16 protein-coding genes and 1 tRNA gene are annotated in these 18,919 nt (G+C 35.8%); 10 read left to right on the plus strand and 7 right to left on the minus strand.

Annotation, left to right across the window (positions count from 1 at the left end):
• Positions 1-504 precede the first annotated feature (504 nt).
• Positions 505-1,053 (plus strand): peptidoglycan-binding protein, encoded by a 549-nt coding sequence (locus IQ237_RS17525; protein ID WP_194057418.1) that lies wholly within the window; start codon positions 505-507, stop codon positions 1,051-1,053.
• Positions 1,054-1,202: 149 nt separating this feature from the next.
• On the opposite strand, the gene IQ237_RS17530 is transcribed toward IQ237_RS17525, so the two are convergent.
• Both IQ237_RS17530 and IQ237_RS17535 read right to left on the minus strand, forming a co-directional pair.
• Positions 1,203-3,623 (minus strand): sucrose synthase, encoded by a 2,421-nt coding sequence (locus IQ237_RS17530; protein WP_194057430.1) that lies wholly within the window; start codon positions 3,621-3,623, stop codon positions 1,203-1,205.
• Between the two features lie 836 nt (positions 3,624-4,459).
• A tRNA-His gene (locus IQ237_RS17535) sits at positions 4,460-4,532 on the minus strand.
• Between the two features lie 118 nt (positions 4,533-4,650).
• On the opposite strand from IQ237_RS17535, the gene IQ237_RS17540 reads away from it, so the two are divergent.
• Together IQ237_RS17540 and IQ237_RS17545 are read left to right on the plus strand one after the other, a co-directional pair.
• The gene (locus IQ237_RS17540) at positions 4,651-5,031 is read left to right on the plus strand and encodes a DUF4359 domain-containing protein (RefSeq protein ID WP_194057432.1); all 381 of its coding nucleotides are present in this window, start codon (positions 4,651-4,653) and stop codon (positions 5,029-5,031) included.
• 85 nt (positions 5,032-5,116) lie between these two features.
• Positions 5,117-6,655, plus strand: coding sequence for a GUN4 domain-containing protein (locus IQ237_RS17545; protein ID WP_194057433.1), 1,539 nt, complete (start codon positions 5,117-5,119; stop codon positions 6,653-6,655).
• On the opposite strand, the gene IQ237_RS17550 is transcribed toward IQ237_RS17545, so the two are convergent.
• From IQ237_RS17550 to IQ237_RS17560, 3 genes are all read right to left on the minus strand, one after another.
• The gene (locus IQ237_RS17550) at positions 6,639-6,827 is read right to left on the minus strand and encodes a hypothetical protein (protein ID WP_096565039.1); all 189 of its coding nucleotides are present in this window, start codon (positions 6,825-6,827) and stop codon (positions 6,639-6,641) included. The two genes, IQ237_RS17545 and IQ237_RS17550, sit on opposite strands and share 17 nt — an antisense overlap.
• A 315-nt stretch (positions 6,828-7,142) precedes the next feature.
• Positions 7,143-7,799 (minus strand): response regulator transcription factor, encoded by a 657-nt coding sequence (locus IQ237_RS17555; protein WP_194057435.1) that lies wholly within the window; start codon positions 7,797-7,799, stop codon positions 7,143-7,145.
• 161 nt (positions 7,800-7,960) lie between these two features.
• Positions 7,961-9,160 (minus strand): sensor histidine kinase, encoded by a 1,200-nt coding sequence (locus IQ237_RS17560; protein WP_194057437.1) that lies wholly within the window; start codon positions 9,158-9,160, stop codon positions 7,961-7,963.
• A gap of 194 nt (positions 9,161-9,354) precedes the next feature.
• Between IQ237_RS17560 and IQ237_RS17565 the strand changes: the two genes are divergently transcribed.
• On the plus strand, positions 9,355-9,861 hold the full coding sequence (locus IQ237_RS17565) for a Spy/CpxP family protein refolding chaperone (RefSeq protein ID WP_194057439.1): 507 nt from the start codon (positions 9,355-9,357) through the stop codon (positions 9,859-9,861).
• 119 nt (positions 9,862-9,980) lie between these two features.
• Here IQ237_RS17565 and gntT read toward each other — a convergent pair whose 3' ends face one another.
• Positions 9,981-11,339 carry a guanitoxin biosynthesis MATE family efflux transporter GntT gene (gene gntT / locus IQ237_RS17570; protein ID WP_194057441.1) on the minus strand — a complete coding sequence of 453 codons (1,359 nt, stop codon included), beginning with the start codon at positions 11,337-11,339 and terminating at the stop codon, positions 9,981-9,983.
• 128 nt (positions 11,340-11,467) lie between these two features.
• On the opposite strand from gntT, the gene sipA reads away from it, so the two are divergent.
• The 6 genes from sipA (at position 11,468) to cobA (ending at position 17,611) form a co-directional block, all read left to right on the plus strand.
• Entirely contained in the window at positions 11,468-11,698 is a 231-nt protein-coding gene (gene sipA / locus IQ237_RS17575; RefSeq protein WP_194057443.1) for a regulatory protein SipA, read from the plus strand.
• A 224-nt stretch (positions 11,699-11,922) separates the two neighbouring features.
• Positions 11,923-12,480 (plus strand): peroxiredoxin, encoded by a 558-nt coding sequence (locus IQ237_RS17580; RefSeq protein WP_194057455.1) that lies wholly within the window; start codon positions 11,923-11,925, stop codon positions 12,478-12,480.
• A gap of 149 nt (positions 12,481-12,629) precedes the next feature.
• Positions 12,630-13,502, plus strand: a complete 873-nt coding sequence (locus IQ237_RS17585) for a polyphosphate kinase 2 family protein (RefSeq protein ID WP_194057445.1) — start codon at positions 12,630-12,632, stop codon at positions 13,500-13,502.
• A 365-nt stretch (positions 13,503-13,867) separates the two neighbouring features.
• Positions 13,868-15,742, plus strand: coding sequence for a CheR family methyltransferase (locus IQ237_RS17590; RefSeq protein WP_194057447.1), 1,875 nt, complete (start codon positions 13,868-13,870; stop codon positions 15,740-15,742).
• Positions 15,743-16,140: 398 nt separating this feature from the next.
• A complete protein-coding gene (locus IQ237_RS17595; RefSeq protein WP_194057457.1) occupies positions 16,141-16,872 on the plus strand; it encodes a sirohydrochlorin chelatase in 732 nt (243 codons plus the stop codon).
• Positions 16,865-17,611: a uroporphyrinogen-III C-methyltransferase gene (cobA, locus tag IQ237_RS17600; RefSeq protein WP_194057449.1), complete on the plus strand. Its 747-nt coding sequence runs from the start codon at positions 16,865-16,867 to the stop codon at positions 17,609-17,611. Before IQ237_RS17595 ends, cobA begins: the two co-directional genes overlap by 8 nt.
• A gap of 59 nt (positions 17,612-17,670) precedes the next feature.
• On the opposite strand, the gene IQ237_RS17605 is transcribed toward cobA, so the two are convergent.
• Positions 17,671-18,750, minus strand: coding sequence for a response regulator (locus IQ237_RS17605; RefSeq protein ID WP_194057451.1), 1,080 nt, complete (start codon positions 18,748-18,750; stop codon positions 17,671-17,673).
• Positions 18,751-18,919: the final 169 nt, after the last annotated feature.

Here is an 18,919-nt window from a genome sequence, read left to right on the forward strand (position 1 = left end):
CCCGATTTTACACCGAATTGTTGCAATCAGTTTGCTGGTATATGGATAAAATTAAATTTTTGTCAAGGTTTTTTTGCTAAAATTAACTCACAATTCCTGGACTGGTAAAGTGATAAAACGTTATAAATATGACTCAGCAATAGCTTAACTATGTAAATACAAGATGGTGATATATACTACACAAAAATTGACAATTTGCAGCTTGATATTACTGTTATCAATTGATAATTGACAATTGACAATTGATAAGTAGAAAGACGGAAAACAACCAAAGTATGTAAAGAAAAGTAAATTAACCAAAAAACCTCTTCCCTTCGATAGAATCATCGTTTACTATCATTAATCAAATTTCCAAATAAATAAGTTTTTACACTGTAATTATTTGTCTTCTTTATTACTTCTGCTTACATAAAATAATTTGTTGGACGAGAGTTACAGTTTCACACTATTTGTTTGTCTACTCCTGGTTTATCCTTATAGGTACAAAATATCAGATGAACTAAAATGACTGAAATTGGCCTGCTAATGACGGGCGTATTAAGCACCACACAACCAAATTTGCCCCATTTGCCGGAGCAGCGACCATTTACAACGGAAAATGGCGTGCATAATTCAAAAAATAGTCAGTTATCTCAATTAACTTCTATTTCTCAAATCACACCACCTGAATTTATGACAGTAGACGGAAGGGAGAAACCTCAAATTTCAGCACTGGCACATCAGCGGGATTATATATTAAAACAAATTCGACAAAAGCACCTGTCCTCAATATCTTTTGAGTTAGCTGATGCTCAGGATATCCCTACAAAAGAGCAGCTATTAGCACGATACCCAGCACATAACAGACAACCCATGCCAACTTTACGTTTTGGTAGTTCTGGTATGTCTGTAAGAATTATGCAGCGTTTATTGGTATCTAATGGCTATGGTATTCGAGTTGATGGTATATTTGGTCCTCTTACTGAAGCAGCTATTAAAGCTTTTCAAAGTCAACGTAATTTATTAGTAGATGGTATTGTTGGTCAAAAAACTTGGTGGGAGTTGTCTATTTAGGAGATCAAGGAGTCAGGAGTCAGGAGGTAGGAGTTATTTATTTTGGATTTTGGATTTTGGATTTTGGATTTTGGAGTTTGTGAACTCCAATCTAAAATCTAAAATCTAAAATCTAAAATTTTCTTCCCCAGTCCCCAGTCCCCTACTAATTAACGATACTTATGCTGTTCTAATAGTTGCTGCGCTCTGGGTTTGTAAATTAGATAAAACAAAGCTTCTAGATAACGCAATAAATCTTCTCGGTTTTCCTTGGAGGTGAAATTCCAGAAACCGTAAATTCTTGCTAAAGATAACAGCTTGGTAGTGTGAATTTTCCAAGTATAGGTGCTGTAAACTCGCTCAATTGCTTGTTGGGAAATTTCATCCCAATAATGAAGATGATGTTCACATTTGGTCACAAATTCCAGAAGTTTATCAGCGGTTTCTTCTAAATTTGTGGGGTTAATGTAAAACCCATTTACCTGATCCTGAATAATTTCCAATGGACCACCAAATTGGGTAGCAAAAGTTGGTAGTCCTGAAATCATCGCTTCTAAAATTGTCAAACCAAAGGCTTCAAATAAAGCAGGTTGGACAAATATTCCTTTTTTGTCAGCAATGATTCGGTAAATTTCACCAGAATCTGTTTTGGTTAAGCGCACTCCTAACCAGCGAATTTTTCCGTGCAGATTATATTCATCAATGATGTTATAAAGTCTGATGATTTCTTCCCGTTCTTCGTTATCTCCTGATTCTTCAACACGCAATTTACCGGCTACGAGAATTAAATTACAATTCTCTTGTAAATCTTTGTTTCTACCAAAACATTCTGCTAAACCAGTGAGGTTTTTGATCCTGTCTAGTCGTGCCATTGAAAACAGTGGACGTTTGTGAGGATCGTCGAGTTTACCAAAGATTTGTGCGGGATCTTCTAAGGTAAAGAGCATTTCTTCTAAACGCAAGCGATCGCTCTCTATTCTGTCTTCTGTTCTGGTGTAGGGGAAATAGTAATTCTCATTTACTCCCGGTGCCACAACATTAAATTTCGGACTAAATAATTCCATGCCATTCACCACATGATATAAATCTGGCATGGTGAAACATTTGTAAGATTCGTATTGTCCTACGCTGTCACTTGTACCCACGATTTCTTGATATGTGCTACTAATGATAAAGTTGGCAGCATTCATAGCAATTAAATCGGCTGTAAATTGCAAGGAAAAATGATATTTATCATCTAAATCTTGCCAGTAAAGGTTACTAAACAAGTATTTAGATTTTTCTAACGCATGGGCAATATTACACTGGGTGACATTCATCCTTCGCGCTAGTAAAAATGCCACTAAGTTACCATCAGAATAGTTACCAACTATTAAATCTGGTCTACCTTGTAATTCTGCTAAAATTTCTCTTTCTGAGTCAATAGCAAAGGTTTCTAAATAAGGCCAAAACTCAAAGCGAGAAATCCAGTTTTGTGTCATGTTGGGATTAAATTCCCGTAAGGGTACACGCAATATCCAGGCGTTTTCTGAACCATGCACTTTTTCTAAACGCTGATTACAAAGTGTACCGTCGCTATTAGGAATTAAGCGGGTGAGAATAATTACTTTTGGTTGAACTTTTAAACCTTCTAAACCAGCTAACATTGCATCTTCTTGCAATTGTTTTTCTAGACTTTTCGCTTGATCTAGAACATAAACAACTTGTCCACCTGTATCGGGACGACCTAAAACTCCTTCTTGTCCAAACCAACCATGTGCAGATACTAAAACTATTCTGAAAATAATGGGAAGACGGGAAATAAAACCTTCTAAAGTTTGTGGATCAGGAGAGTCTATTAGTTCATCCAAAATGCTTAATGTTTCCCGCACTCGTTCAGCGGTGTTACCCCATCCTGGTTCAAAACCGATCATTTGTAATGGAAATCGGAATTGTTCGTAGAGTTCATTTTTGGGGCGATCACTGACTAAAGCTATAGCTTTCTTCACTTGTTCAGAAAGTTTTTGCTGTGATTGAATGCGATCATTAATTAACAATTGGACACCATTATAATGGTGCAAGCGCAAAAAATTAAATAAACTTTCTAGCCATTGTTTCGGATCTTGGAATATCTTGCTAGATAGATAGCGGTTGATAAATTGTACACCCTTACCAATGTTTTTGGGATCGCGGATCGTCGGTGAATAATCATAAAATGGACCAAAATCTAATTCTAACAAATCACCATCTTGAGGATGAAATTTGTTGACGAAGCGATCGCGCAGATCCAATAATTCTTGTACTGTCATCGGGATGACATCTAGTTCTTCTGTCACCCGATAAATTTCCTGACTGGCAATTTTGGGACGGATAATAAAACAAAAGCTTGACTCTTGTTGAATGATTTCCTGTGTATAGTAAATGAGTTTACCTAAATTTGATGTAGAGCAGAACTGTTGAGATTTTTCGTATTTAGCACAATAATCAGCATAGTCATTGATTATATCATTCCTCAACCAGTATTTTTTCTCTTGTAAACGCAAGTCACTAATGAAAGAACGGAAATCACTCTTTTCTTCGCTCTCAAGTAATGTTTGGAGTAGTTCTGACATAATATTCACATTTTCTTACAACTCAGACAAACACTTCTCAATTTCTGATCACAGTATGGAAATGATAGAAACTATATACAACGTGTTTCTCTTTCTTTACCTAAATTATCTATAACATAATATTTTTGTCTCTTACTACAGAAATTCTCAGAAATTCTCTATATCTAACTTTTGACAGATGTAAAGTAGCAATTAAACAAAAGTAAATTAAATTTATATTTCTTTAGGAATAGAGAATTTTATTAATATAAAAATTTAGATAACAAGTGATATTTGTTTGGAAATAACTAATGTTTAATTATAATTAAAGCCAAAGTTAACATTTATGTTTTATTTTATAGTTTATATTTATTTTGTTTATATAGGACTCATATTTGATTTTGGAAAAAAATCCGTACACCTAAATTTTCTGAAACCCTTTTGGATCTTACCTTTTGCGTTTTATCTGACTACGCAAACAATTTCAGATATCAAATATTATTCCTATATACAATATAATTGTATAAAATTTTTTAAGTCTTGAATTTTAAAATTATGTTCTTGTAAGTTGGGACGCAATTGTTATTAATAAATTAAAAATAAATAATCAGGACTTACGCAAAACAGAACGAAAGCAGGGATAATTAATTCATTAATTACCCCTACTTCAGAATTAGGTTTTTAGTCCTATCTTGCCTAAGTCCTAATAATATGAATATTATCAAGTTTGAAAACACTAACTTACCAATTGTATTAGTAAGCAGTTAGTAAAAATAGAGCAAATACTAATTTGCTTTCTTTTGCGTTTTCTTTCCTTGATTGGCTTAAAGCCTAATAAAGCAATAATTTATCACTAGGGCGAACGACGGGACTCGAACCCGCGAGTGGTGGAACCACAATCCACTGCCTTAACCACTTGGCTACGCTCGCCATTTACTCTCTGAGTATAGCACTACTTTAAAAAATGATCAAGATTTTTTTTGACTGAAATTGACTAATTTTTTTTGTAGTCTTTAAACTGTAGTCATTAGATCACAACCTGGTATATATGAAAGTATTGACTTTAATTGCATCTGTAGGCGCAGCAGGAATAGCAGTCTTGGGAGTGACGATGGCTACCACAAATCCACAACAGCCTAAATATGAAGAGTATGCAGTACAACGTTTAACAACTTACTTAAAAACAGATTTCTGTCAAAAAACACCGAATTTTTTGCAAAATCTGATACAATTTAATTGCAATCAGTTAGTTGATTCCGCTAAACCAAAAATACGAGATATTATTGCTGCAACTACAAAAAGACAAAACTATATTGTGTTTAGTGTTTATACTACTGATTTAAAAATTGATAATTTAATACCTGGTTACAAATTTGAAACAGTAGGCGCATTTGACAACTTTTATACTTATAAAGCAGAAAAGAAATAGGGGATTGGTGATTGGTGACTGGGTTATTAACTTCCCTTACCTCCCCTACCTCCCCATCTCCCCATCTCCCTATTCCCTATGACTAATGACTTGTTGTACTGCTTGTTTATACCAACAGAACCCGGACAATGCTCGTTTCTGTATCAAATGTGGAAAGCCTTTACTGCTTAAAGAACGCTATCGTCCGATTTATCCTATTGGTAGCGGTGGTTTTGGCAGAACTTTTTTAGCTGTAGATGAAGATATACCATCTAAACCTAAATGTGTAATTAAACAATTATATTTTCCTGATACGAATACAGCTACTCTTGCAAAAGCGATTGAATTATTTCACCAAGAAGCAGTGAGATTAGATGAATTACAACATAAACAAATCCCTCAATTGCTGGCACACTTTGAACAGGAAAATCAGCTATATTTAGTACAGGAATTAATTTTAGGCAAGACATTAGCACAAGAATTGCAAGAGCAAGGAGTATTTGCTGAAGTGCATATTTGGCAATTACTCAAAGATTTATTACCAGTGCTGGAATTTATTCATACTCGAAAAGTGATACATCGGGATATTAAACCAGCAAATATTATGAGAAGATATACTTCATTGTTAAGTAATGAATCTGAAGATCCTCCACCAATTACTCAGGCAGGATTATTACATCCTACTATGAATTTGGGTGAATTGCAATCTTTCAATGCTCAACAACAACCCAAAAAATTTGTACAAAAAAGTAAAATAAAAAACAGTAATAACCATAATAATACTGAAGCTGGAAACTTGTTTTTAATTGATTTTGGAGTTGCCAAACAAATCACTGCTACAGCTTTAGTAAATACTGGTACAACGGTAGGGAGTCATGAATATATGGCTCCTGAACAAATGCGGGGTAAAGCTTTACCAGCGAGTGATTTGTATAGTTTAGGTGTAACTTGTATTTATTTATTAACAGGTGTTTCTCCCTTTGATTTGTTTGATGTGACAAGCGATCGCTGGGTATGGCAAGATTATTTATTACCGGAAAATCAAGTTTCCGAGCGTTTGAGTAAAATTATTGATAAACTTCTGCAAAATTCCTTACCTCAACGTTACCAGTCTGCTACAGAAGTTTTAGCAGCAGTCAACACAGAAATACAACCAGTTAAACAAAAATCAGTTAATATTCACAATACCTTATATTCAGCCGCCGGAGTTAATTACAAGAGGTTAGAAAAATTACTCAAGTTCAAACAATGGCAAAAAGCAGATGATGAAACCTGGACAGTGCTGCGTCAAGCTTTATCTAAACCTGCGAGGAAATATTTATTTAATAGTGATTTAGAAAACTTACCTTCTGAAGATTTACAGATCATTGATCATTTATGGACAAAATATAGTCAAGGTCATTTTGGTTTCAGTGTGCAAATAGAAATATATGAAAGCTGTGGTCAAGATTATCCTCAATTTTGTGCTGCTGTTGGCTGGGATCTCACCAAATCTAGTTCTTATAGTCAGAATTTAGTTTTTCCCTGGCCAGCACCCAAAACATTCCCCAAAGGAAATTTACCCTCGCATCCTTGGGTGGGAGGGACTAAACCCTGGGAACACATGAATACTTTGAGTGCTGCTCTTTTCAAATATCGACATTAATATTTTCGATTTGTTTAGCTGCTTTTTCCCACAACTTGGCGTTTTCTTCATCATTCCAGTGAGTTCTGAGATTTTCTGCTTTTTTGTGGCAGATTCGTTCTAACATCTCTAAAATTGCACCTAGTGTTAGTTTGTCCACTAATTCTTCTAAAGAGTGCATAAATTCTTTCATAATCAATACCTTGGCCAATTTACGAGGGTGAGATGATGATGCTTTAACCATTAACTCCCATTTATCTGAGACTTGGCAAAAACAATCACTCCTAAAAATTCCTCTGGAAGACTCTATGTAAATAGATATCACAAGAATTATCTTCCCAGAAGATACCCATTTATATGTATTAAATTTTTGTGAAATTCTCAAAAAAATTATCTAATCATAATTTTAATTCAAATAATGATGACAATAATGATTAGCAATAATTCTTATAATACTCTGTTAGGCAGGCACAATAATAAAAATCTTTACATAATAATCCTCAGAGTTTTATTCTTGCAGAAATGCTAAAAATGTATTAGCAAGAATAGCGGCTTGGGTGCGATCGCGCAAATTAAGTCTGCTTAAAATGTTAGTGACATGATTTTTGACTGTTCCTTCGGAAATGAAGAGTTTCTGGGCAATTTCTCGGTTACTACTACCTGTAGCAATTAATCGTAAAACCTCTTTTTCTCTATATGTTAATTCGGTTAAACTCGTTGGTATGGATGCTGTGGGGTTGGTTTCTGTAGATGGAAACTGAGTTAAAAGTTTTTTGACTATTCCTGGTCCTAGTTGAGAATATCCTTTATCAACTGCACGAATAGCAACAGCTAATTCTTCTGAGGGTGTATCTTTGAGTAAATAACCCATTGCACCATTTTGTAATGCAGCTTTGACATATTGATCATCATCAAAAGTTGTTAATACTAAAACTTTGGTAGTGGGAAACCGTTTTTGAATTTCTTTTGTAGCTGCAACTCCATCCATGATGGGCATTCTAATATCCATCAACACCACATTAGGCTGTAGTTTTTCCACTAAATTAATCGCAATTTCACCGTTTTCAGCTTCTCCAACTATTTCTAAATCAGGTTCTAATTCTAATAATGCTTTTAAACCTTGACGAATTAAACCTTGATCATCTACAAGTAAAACTTTAATCATGATTTGAAGAGGTTACAGGTGTCAGGTGACAGGTGACAGTGGGCAAGAGGCAGGGAGCAGGAGTTAGGAGAAGTTAATCAGTTTTTTTCAAGACTTAACAATTAACAATTAACAATTATCAATTATCAATTATCACTTGATATTTTCAGGTAGTTGAAGTTTCAGGTAGTTAAAGGAATTGTCACTATAATTTGACAACCAGAAGTAGGAGCAGAATTAATTGTCAATTCTCCACCTAAAGCTAAAGTGCGATCGCGCATACTTTGTAAACCAAACCCAGTGGTATTTTGGGTGATATCAAAACCTTTACCATCATCTTGAACTATTAATTTTATAGTATTGCTGGTTGTAGTTAATTCTAATTGTACAGATGATGCTTGTGCATATTTTGAAATATTTGTTAATGATTCTTGAATAATGCGATAAATGGGAATACTCATTTCTGGAGGAATGGGATATTCTAGAGAGAGTAAAAAAGTTGGTAAAATGGCATTAGCAACTTGAAAATCTGCTACTAAAATAGTGATAGCTTCTTCTAAAGATTGTGATTGTAAAGGGTGCGATCGCATAGTAGAAACAGATTGACGTACATCCTGTAAAGCCTTTGAACCCAGTTCTTTAGCAGTTGCTAAAAATGTCATTGCTCTGGGTATATCAGACTTAGAAAGTTTTAAAGCTGTTTCCAGTTGTAAGTTTAAAGCAGTGAGAGAATGTCCTAAAGAATCATGAATTTCTCTAGCAATGCGGTTGCGTTCTTCTAAGGTAGCTTGATTTTCTATTTTCAAAGCATATTGACGGAGTTTTTCGTTAGCAAGAGCCAGTTTATCTCGACTTTCACGCTCAGATAAAACCGCATTCATTAACAGTAAAACAAATATCAAAGTTAACCCAAATAACACCGCTAAATTAAAACTAAAGAAACGGAATCTATCTTGTAATATTGGTGTTAATCTATGAGGAGGTAACCGACTTTTCATTGTCATTAAAAACAAAATAAATGATAGAAAAGTGACAGTTAACCGCCCAGGTATTTGAAAAATTAAGCAACTGCGCGTTACCAAAATCAAATATAAAAAAGGAAAAAGTCTAGCCGTTCTCCCACCCAAAAAACCAGTAATTAAAATTAAAAATACTTCAATAGCCGTATAGATAATTTTGATAACATTATTACTGGTAGGTATTCTTAAACCCATCAAACCAAAAACCGCCAAACTACAAATAGTTAATTCGGGAAAACTTGCAGCAAATTTTGGTGATGGTGAGGGCATAATTACTACTAATACAGATAGCCCTAGTAATACCCATTCTAAATATAGTAGAAACCGAAAAGGATGATTATTAATTTCGATAAAACGAGACATTATAATTTATAATTAGTAATTCGTAATTCAAGCCAGCAAACACTGCTAATTATTGAATTTGATTATCCTATATCTTGCCGAGATTGGAAACATGACTAAAGTCATGGCTGTAAACGTGACTTTTTACTCATGTGGTAACTGGAGATGATTTCATATCATGGTGACATCCAACCAAGAAAAACACAAGGTAATTTATGAACCGCAAGAGATTATCATTTTTAGCTGCTGCTTTTGCTCTTACTTTAACAGCAACACCCTTTGTAGCACAAGCACAACCAACTTCTCCTAACCGTCAACCAGGTAAAGAATTTGCTCAAAAAAGTCTTTGGCAAAAGTTAGGACTTACAGATGAACAAAAAGCCAAAATGCAGGAAATTCGCCGCAATGCTCGTGCAGAAATGGAGAAAGTTTTGACAGCGGAACAAAAAGAACAATTAAAAGCTGCAATGCAAGAACGTAGAAATCAGCGTTCACAAGGGGAAGGTAGAATGGAAGGTAGAGGTAGAGGTAAAGGAAAAAAAGATAATGCTTTTGCAGCTTTGAATTTAACGGAAGCACAAAAAACCAGAATGCGGGAAATTAAAGAGTCTTCAAAACAACAAATGGAAGCTGTTTTAACTCCAGCACAACAAGAACAACTGAAACAAATGCAGGAAAATCGTAAATCTCGGAGTCAACAACGTAATTCTACTTCTATTTAAGGGTACTGGTGACTGGTGAAGAAAATTTTAGATTTTAGATTTTAGATTTTAGATTGGAATTGACAAAAACAATCCAAAATCCAAAATCCAAAATTGAATTACCCATTACCAATAAATAGTTAAGAATGAGTGAGAGATTTTTGATTTTCTAAGTTTTGGGAATACAAAGTTTGGGGTATCTGTATAGCTAATACTACCATAAGAGTTGTCATGTAAGAAACAAGAGTTGACCACAATAGATGATTGTTGTGGAAATACCAAGCGGCGATCGCTAAAGGCGAAAAACCCACAAAAAAGGCGAGTAATACAGCATTACGTAGAATTACACTTTCCTTTAAACCAATAAAGTAACCTTCGAGAATAAAAGCGATCGCTGTAATTACCAAAACCGGCAACAACCAAATTGTATATTGATTAATGTTAGTATTAACTTCTGAGTGATTAGTCAACAACCCAAAAACTTGATCAGGAAAAATCATAGATACCAAAGCAAAAGTCACAGCGATCGCTATAGCTGTCACCATAGACACAAATAACAACGGCATCATCTGTTGTTGATTTCCCTTACCTTTAAAATTAGCAATTAAGGTTTGAGTTGTCACTCCCACACCTTGGATAGTAAACTGACTTAAAAGAGCAATTTGCAGCATTAATCCATTTTCTGCCAAAACAGTTTTTCCCATACCGGCACTCAAATTAGTAAAGATAGCATAAGCAGAAATCAGGGCTAAAAATCGAATGAAAATATTACTTTTTAGCGCCATAGTATTCTTGAGAGCTACCCAATCAAATATTTCTTGTAGTGCTGTAGGTAACACTTGCCACTGAATACTCAATCCCACTCCCAGCAAACCAACTCCCAAAGCCAAATACTGACTTAAAGCAGTTGCTAAACCCGCACCCATACTTTCCCAACCCCATTTAAAAATCATCAGATAGTCAAGCAACACATTAGAACCATTACCAACGATAGACATCAGCAGCACCCAACCATTCATTTCTCGTCCTAAAAACCAACCGAAAAGGACAAAATTGAGCAAAACAGCCGGAGCGCCCCAAATTCTGCCATAAAAATAGTCAATCCCAGAAGTTTCAATTTCTGGAGAACCATTCAACATCAAAAAACCAAATTTTTGTATAGGGTATTGCAGCAGTAAAATCACTAACCCTACCGTCAAAGCAATCAAAGCACTACGTAAACCAGCCAATAATACGGCTTTTGGTTCATCTGAACCCACAGCTTGAGCAGTCAGAGCATTGGTACTTGACCGCATAAATTTTAACACTCGATAAAGGTAGTCAAACAGAATAGTTGCCAAAATTACCCCAGCCAAATGACGGATATCTGCTAAATGTCCTAAAAAAGCAGTATCCACCAACCCCGCTAGAGGAATCATCATATTAGACAGCATACTTACGCTGGCTAACCTAGAAAAACGAGGCAAAAAATTATACAATTTAGGTAAAACAACAGACATAGAAATGATCAAAATTGGAGGATAATTCAGTTTATCTGGGGTTTACAGTAATCAGAAACCAGAAATCTACATAATCTCGGCAAAATCCTGTTAAAAGTTAATTAACCTATCAACCTAACTCGCTGAAAATGTCTCAAGAATTTCCTATTGGTAGTAAAGTCCGTGTGGTGATATTACCACCATACATCAAAACTGCTGACCCCATGCCCATGTTACGTCCTCCTGATGTGATTAGCGTCGGTGAAGAAGGTATAGTTATTGACCGCCGCCCTGGAGGATATTGGGGTGTACGCTTTAATAGAGGTACTTTCCTCATGGATAGTCAATATATTGAAAGTACAGAAAATCCGCTGAGATAAGGGACTTCCAGATAAAAAAATATACAATTAATTCTTGTGGGGTAGGCCGGACAGCCTGCCCTTAAACCCGGACGGGCTAGAAGCCCATCCCACAAGATTGGATAATCTCCCATAAGATTGGATAATTTATTTCTTGGAAGTCCCTAAGATCCCCGACTTCTTCAAGCAGTCCGGGAACTGGAAATAATGTTAACTTATGTTAAGTTATGATTCTGGTTTGCAAAATGATTTCACGACGCAATTTTATTACCATTTTATTGGCGGGTTGTTTATCCCTAATCAGTTGGTTAAACTTTACCCCCACTGCTGCTGCTTTGGGTGGTAAACTACCTGCAATCAACCAACCCGCGCCTGATTTCACCTTACCCACCAATACAGGAGATGGTAAAATTTCACTTTCTGACTTACGTGGTAAGTGGGTAGTTTTGTATTTTTATCCCAAAGATTTCACCTCTGGCTGTACAATTGAAGCACGACGTTTTCAACAAGACTTGCCCAAATATCTAGAAAAAAATACTCAGATTATTGGTGTCAGTGCGGATGATATTGATTCCCACGCTGAATTTTGTGATTCTGAGGGTTTAAAATTCCCCCTTTTGGCGGATACAGATGGTGCCGTGAGTAAAGCTTATGGTTCTTGGATTGGTTATGTATCCATGCGTCATAGTTTTATCATTGATCCCCAAGGGATTTTGCGGGAAACTTTTGTCAAAGTCAATCCCACTATTCACAGTCAGGAAGTTTTAGCACGACTGGAAAAGTTACAGTTAGGTAATGGGTAATTCAATTTTGGATTTTGGATTTTGGATTTTGGATTTTGTTAACTCCAATCTAAAATCTAAAATCTAAAATTTTCTTACCAGTCACCAGTCAACACTCACCTATTACCAAAAAAATCTCTAAATCGTTTCTACTAAGGTGCTTTTTGCAAATGAATCATGATCCGTTTATTGTTTCTCCAGGGGCTAAAATTTCTTTAAAAGATGATTATGACCCCAGTTATAAAGCTGAGTTTCATGAAAAAGCTGAGGCGAAAAGAAAACTAAAAGCTGGTATCAAAGAATTAGCGAATTATCAAAATATTCTCTATGCTCAAAATACTTATGCTTTGCTGATTATCTTGCAAGCGATGGATGCTGCTGGTAAAGATAGCACTATTAAACACGTGATGTCTGGGGTAAATCCTCAAGGATGTCAGGTTTTTAGCTTTCAAGCACCTAGTGATGAAGAATTAGATCATGATTATTTGTGGCGCTCAATGAAAGCTTTACCCGAACGGGGAAGAATTGGTATATTCAACCGTTCTTATTATGAAGAATTGTTGGTGGTGCGCGTCCATCCAGAACTTTTAGAAAAACAACAACTGCATTATATTCCGCACGGTAATCAAATTTGGCAGCAGCGGTTTGAGGAAATTAATAATTTTGAAAAATATTTGGTAAATAATGGAATTGTTGTCCTGAAATTTTTTCTCAATGTCTCAAAATCAGAACAGAAAAAACGCTTTTTAGATAGAATTGAATCACCAGAAAAACATTGGAAATTTTCCGCTAGTGATGTGCGGGAACGTGGTTTTTGGGATGATTACATGATGGCTTATGAAGACGTTTTTAACTACACTAGTACAGAATATGCACCCTGGTATATTATACCTGCGGATCGCAAGTGGTTTACCAGGTTAGTTGTGTCGGATATTATCTGCACTAAATTAAAAGAATTAAATTTACAATATCCTACTGTTAGTGAAGAGCATAAGCATAGGCTTTTAGACGCTAAGAGAATATTAGAAAGTGAAGATGAATAGAAAAAAATATATGAGTTTTAACTTCGTATATCTTTGGGAAGATATTTATTTTGTCTACTTGACTTTTTTCATGACTATTGGTTAAATAAATAGATTGTTTGTAGCTTGTGATTAACATTTTTTAAGACTTCAGTCCTGTTTTTATAAGTCCAGGCAACTTAAGCGATAAGACTATATCATTTTTATGATATTTTATCACTAAATTCATGGTTGCAGTTTTATACTTAGAATTTAAATATATTAGAAATATAAAATTTTTTATAAATAAAATGTGATTGATGTTTAGAGTATGTTTGGAAAGTTATTAAGCATACTCACCAAACTATGTCTATTATTTTGAGACCTGATTATTCATTTTTGACCCTATGACTGCCCCAGAAATACCTGCAAACTTTGAAAATTTACTAACTTATATTAGACAAAATCGAGGTTTTGATTTTACTGGCTATAAACGTTCAACTTTGGTGCGTAGAGTTACCAAGCGTTTACAATCATTAAATATAGAAAAGTTTAGTGATTATATAGACTATTTAGAAGTTCACCCAGAAGAATTTAATTATTTGTTCAATACCATTTTGATTAATGTCACGGACTTTTTTCGGGATATTGCTGCTTGGGAATATTTAGAAAATCAAGTTATACCTAATATTATTAAAGGTAAAAAAAATAGTGAGCAGATTCGCATTTGGTCTGCTGGTTGTGCATCTGGAGCAGAAGCTTATACTCTAGCAATACTGTTTGCTGAAGCATTAGGAGTAGAAGAGTTTCGTCATCGAGTCAAAATTTACGCTACAGATATTGATGAAGAAGCTCTGAATCAGGCACGTCAGTCTGTATATTCAGCGAAAGAAATTGATAAAGTGCCAACGGAACTACTGGATAAATATTTTGATTTAGCAGGGAATAATTATATATTTCGTCAAGACTTGCGTCGTTGTGTGATTTTTGGTCGTCATAATTTATTTTTGGATGCGCCGATTTCTCGGTTAGATTTGCTGGTGTGTCGCAACACATTGATGTATTTCAATTCTGAGGTGCAGGGGCGAATAATGGCTAGGTTTCATTTTGCCCTGAATGATACAGGCTATTTGTTTTTAGGTAAAGCCGAGATGCTGCTGATGTATTCTAATTTGTTCATGCCTGTAGACTTAAAAAATAGAATATTTACTAAATTATCATCAACAAATTTACGCGATCGCCTATTAGTTATGGCAAATTCAGCAGATGATGAATCTAATCGTCGTTTATCTAAACACATTCGCTTGCAAGAGTTGGCTTTTGATGCAGCCCCAGTAGCAGAAATAGTCATTGATATCAATGGTTTATTAGTGATTATCAATGAGCAAGCTCGCAGTTTGTTTGGTTTATCAATGAGAGATTTAGATCGTCCTTTTCACGAGTTGGAAATTTCCTATCGACCAATAGAATTGCGATCGCTAATAGAAAGAGCATACAAAGAACGTCGTCCCATCAATCTTACAAATGTAGAACGCTATTTATCAAACTCAGAAAAGCAATACTTGGATGTGCGGATCACACCTTTACAAGACGATAATCTCAGCTTACTAGGTGTGAGCATAAGTTTTAATGATGTCACTCGTTATGTCCAATTGCAAGAAGCATTGCAACGTTCTCGACAAGATTTAGAAACCACCAACGAGGAACTACAATCTACTAATGAAGAATTAGAAACAACTAACGAGGAACTACAATCTACTAATGAAGAATTAGAAACAACTAACGAAGAACTCCAGTCTAGTAATCAAGAATTGGAAACAATGAATGAAGAATTGCAATCGGCAAATGAAGAATTACAAACAATTAATTATGAGTTAAGTGATCGCACTTTAGAACTGAACCGCACCAATGTTTTTATCACATCCATTCTTAAAAGCCTGCAAACAGGAATGGTTGTCATTGACCCAAACTTTAACATTTTAATTTGGAATCATTTTGTAGAAGATTTATGGGGATTACGCAATGATGAAGTGATCAATAAATCTCTATTTAGTTTAGATATTAGTTTACCTGTGGAAGAGTTGCGATCGCCTATTCTGGATATCCTATCTGGTAAAATAGATTTCCAAGAAATGATTTTAGCTGCTACAAATCGCCGAGGTAAACAAATCCAATGTTATGTTGCCCTCAACCCCCTCATCGACAAAAAAATAGAAGGGGTAGTTGTGATGATGGCAGATGTAGATAAAATCAAAAATATGATTCATAATCCAATACCTTAGCCAAATTGCGAGGGTGAGATGATGATGCTTTAACCATTAACTCCCATTTATCTGAGACTTGGCAAAAACAATCACTACTAAAAATTCCTTTAAGGTTTACCACAAGGCTTTTTTAATGTATTGACAGTAGGATAAGGGTTTGGTGATTCTAAACTACATTTTAATCAAAACGCTTATGTATGCTTATTTTTGCCAGTTTTGCCAGAAATTATCAAGGCTCTTTTTTTGGCTAAGGTATTGATAAGAAATACTCCTTCAGCTAACTTGTTTAAAAGGTAATCCCCAGAGCATGAGAGTTTTCGAGTTATTCTTGATAATTGATGAAAACACGTACTTATGTAAATCACTGCTGCAAACAAATATTCTGACTCCTGACTCCTGACTCCTGAATTATGCCTATGTCATCTGCTTATCTTTTAGTATCTCACGGTAGTCGTGATCCACGTCCAGATATTGCTATGCAGCAACTAGCAAAGCTGCTCAGTCTGAAATTACCAGACAGTGAACATTTAGTAGGGATAGCTACCCTAGAGCTAAATACTCAACCATTAAACCAGCAAATTCAAGATTTCGCGCAAAAAGCTTTAGCTTTTGGTTGCAAATGCCTAAAAATTATACCTTTATTTCTGCTACCGGGAGTTCATGTCATGTCAGATATTCCCGCAGAAGTGGAACTCGCACAAACAGCACTGGGTGAAAAGATCCAGATTGAGATTAAACCTTATGTGGGTAGTCATGAAAATTTAGGAAAATTGCTGACTACGGCAATGGCTACTATAAAAGCAGAAGTATCAATTCTCTTAGCTCATGGTAGTCGTCGTTCTGGTTCACAACAACCAATAGAAACTATGGCCAAAAGTTTGGGAGCAGTAACCGCTTATTGGTCTGTATCTCCCAGTTTAGAAACAAGGATAAAAGAATTAGTAGCTGCTGGTAATCAGCACATTGCAATTTTGCCATATTTTTTATTCACTGGGGGAATAACTGATGCGATCGCCGAATCTTTAGAAAAGCTAAAATTAAAATTTCCTGGGGTAAAGTTGCAATTAGCACCACCTTTAGGAGTCAGCGCAGAACTAGCTGATATAATCTGGGATTTAGCAACAGAAGGGGAAAAAGTTTTTGGGTAAGGTATATTTAGTCGGTGCTGGTCCTGGTGATCCTGGACTCATGACTCTCAAGGGTAAAAGTTTGTTGGAATGTGCGGATGTAGTTATTTATGATGCTTTGGTAAGTCCGCCAGTTTTGGCAATGATCAATCCCCAATCTGAAAAAATAAACGTTGGTAAGCGCATGGGGAGACATTCGCTCTTACAGGAAGAAACCACCCAACTACTCATTGAAAAAGCCCAAGAGCATGAAATTGTGGTGCGGTTAAAAGGAGGCGATCCTTTTATTTTTGGGCGTGGTGGGGAAGAAATGGCAGAGTTGGTAGCAGCAGGAATTTTTGTCCAAGTTGTGCCGGGGATCACAGCCGGCATTGCAGCGGCGGCTTATGCTGGTATTCCCTTAACCCACCGTCTGTATAGTTCATCAGTGACATTTGTAACGGGTCACGAAGCGGCGGGTAAGTATCGACCGGCTATAAATTGGCAGGCGATCGCCCAAGGTTCAGAAACAATAGTGATTTATATGGGTATCCACAATCTACCTTATATTGTGGAACAGTTGAGTTTAGCTGGGTTGAGTCCAGAGACTCCAATAGGTTTGGTGAGGTGGGGAACCCGGCCAGAACAAGAAGAATTAATTGGTGAGTTAGGTACTATTGTGCAACAAGTTGAAGAGACGGGATTTAGTGCGCCAGCGATCGCAGTCATTGGAGCAGTAGTCAAGATGCACAGTATTTTATCTAATTGTCGTCCAGTGTAATCTAGATCGAGAAAAACTTATATTTTCTACTTTCAATCATCTACTTTCAATTATCTACTTTAAATCATGTGCTGAAAAACCGTTTTCAGTAAATCACTTTGATTTAAAGGCTTAGTCAAGCAAGCTGAAGCTCTAACGAGTTTTGCTTTAGCTTTATCTATCAAGCTGGCTTTTTCTGTCACCATAATTACAGGTGTATTTTTAAAATATGGCTGTTTCCGCAATAAAGAGCAAATTTCATAGCCATCTAAATTCGGCATCGTCACATCCAGAAAAATCATATCTGGTTTGGTATGGAAAATTTCCATCAAAGCTTTTACTGAATCTGTAACACCAAATACAGAAAATATTTGCTCATCTAAAAAACCTTTAATAGTATTTAACACCAAAGGACTATCATCCACACAGAAAATTGTGTAATGTTTTTTGTCCTTGGGTTGGGAATAAAATCTTTGATATTTGCTGGGAGTTGGTGGTTTATTGCCAATTGGGGGCAATTGTACTTCAATTTTAGGGCGTGTCTTTGGTTCATTGTCTGGCCAAAACTGCTCCGTAGCAACTCTGACACCTGCTGAAGATTGCTGACTATACTGCCAAAATTGTTCAGGAGAAACTTTTATACCCGCCTGGCACTTTTCCACTAATAAGCGCAGATTCAAATGACAAAACTTGGGTAAATCATCCAAAAAGGTTTCATGGATAAACTCATAACTTCCCTCTTCGATTTGCAGAAATGAATCTAGAAATTCTAGAGCTAATTGTTCAATGAGCATTGCCGCTTGCATAGAGCTAATATATTGCTCATTCACCAACCAGCAAATAGCTAAATAATCTGGATTGGGAATAGCCTGATTTTCCACACCTCTTTCAAAGATGCTTTGTAACTGCTCATTAATACCTCTGGGAAGAGTAGAATTTTTCTGAGTCAACCGCTGCAAGTTGCGATACAGTGGCTCAAACATCTTCTCTGAGTAACAAGCATAAATTAATTTCCCCTCTTGTACATATATTGACCAAGCCCCGGAAGTGCTAAATACCTCTAAACAACCAGTAACAGACTTACTGGTGATTTTCTTCAACAGGGATAGAGGTTGTAGTTTTTGGAAAAATCTGTATCTACTAATAGGAAGCGTTTTCATTAGCATGGATTTGAATACAAATAAAAATTTGACATCACAATTTGTGAATCACCTGTAGGGGATTCACACCGGTCTTTTTGGACTTACTGCCAGATAAAGATAACGGTTTATATGGGAGTGAGTATAGCAAGTCCTTTCTCTAAACACACAATACCCCACACCCCACACC

Origin of the sequence: Sphaerospermopsis sp. LEGE 08334 (genome assembly GCF_015207205.1) — a bacterium.
In the GTDB taxonomy this organism is placed as follows: Bacteria; Cyanobacteriota; Cyanobacteriia; order Cyanobacteriales; family Nostocaceae; genus Sphaerospermopsis.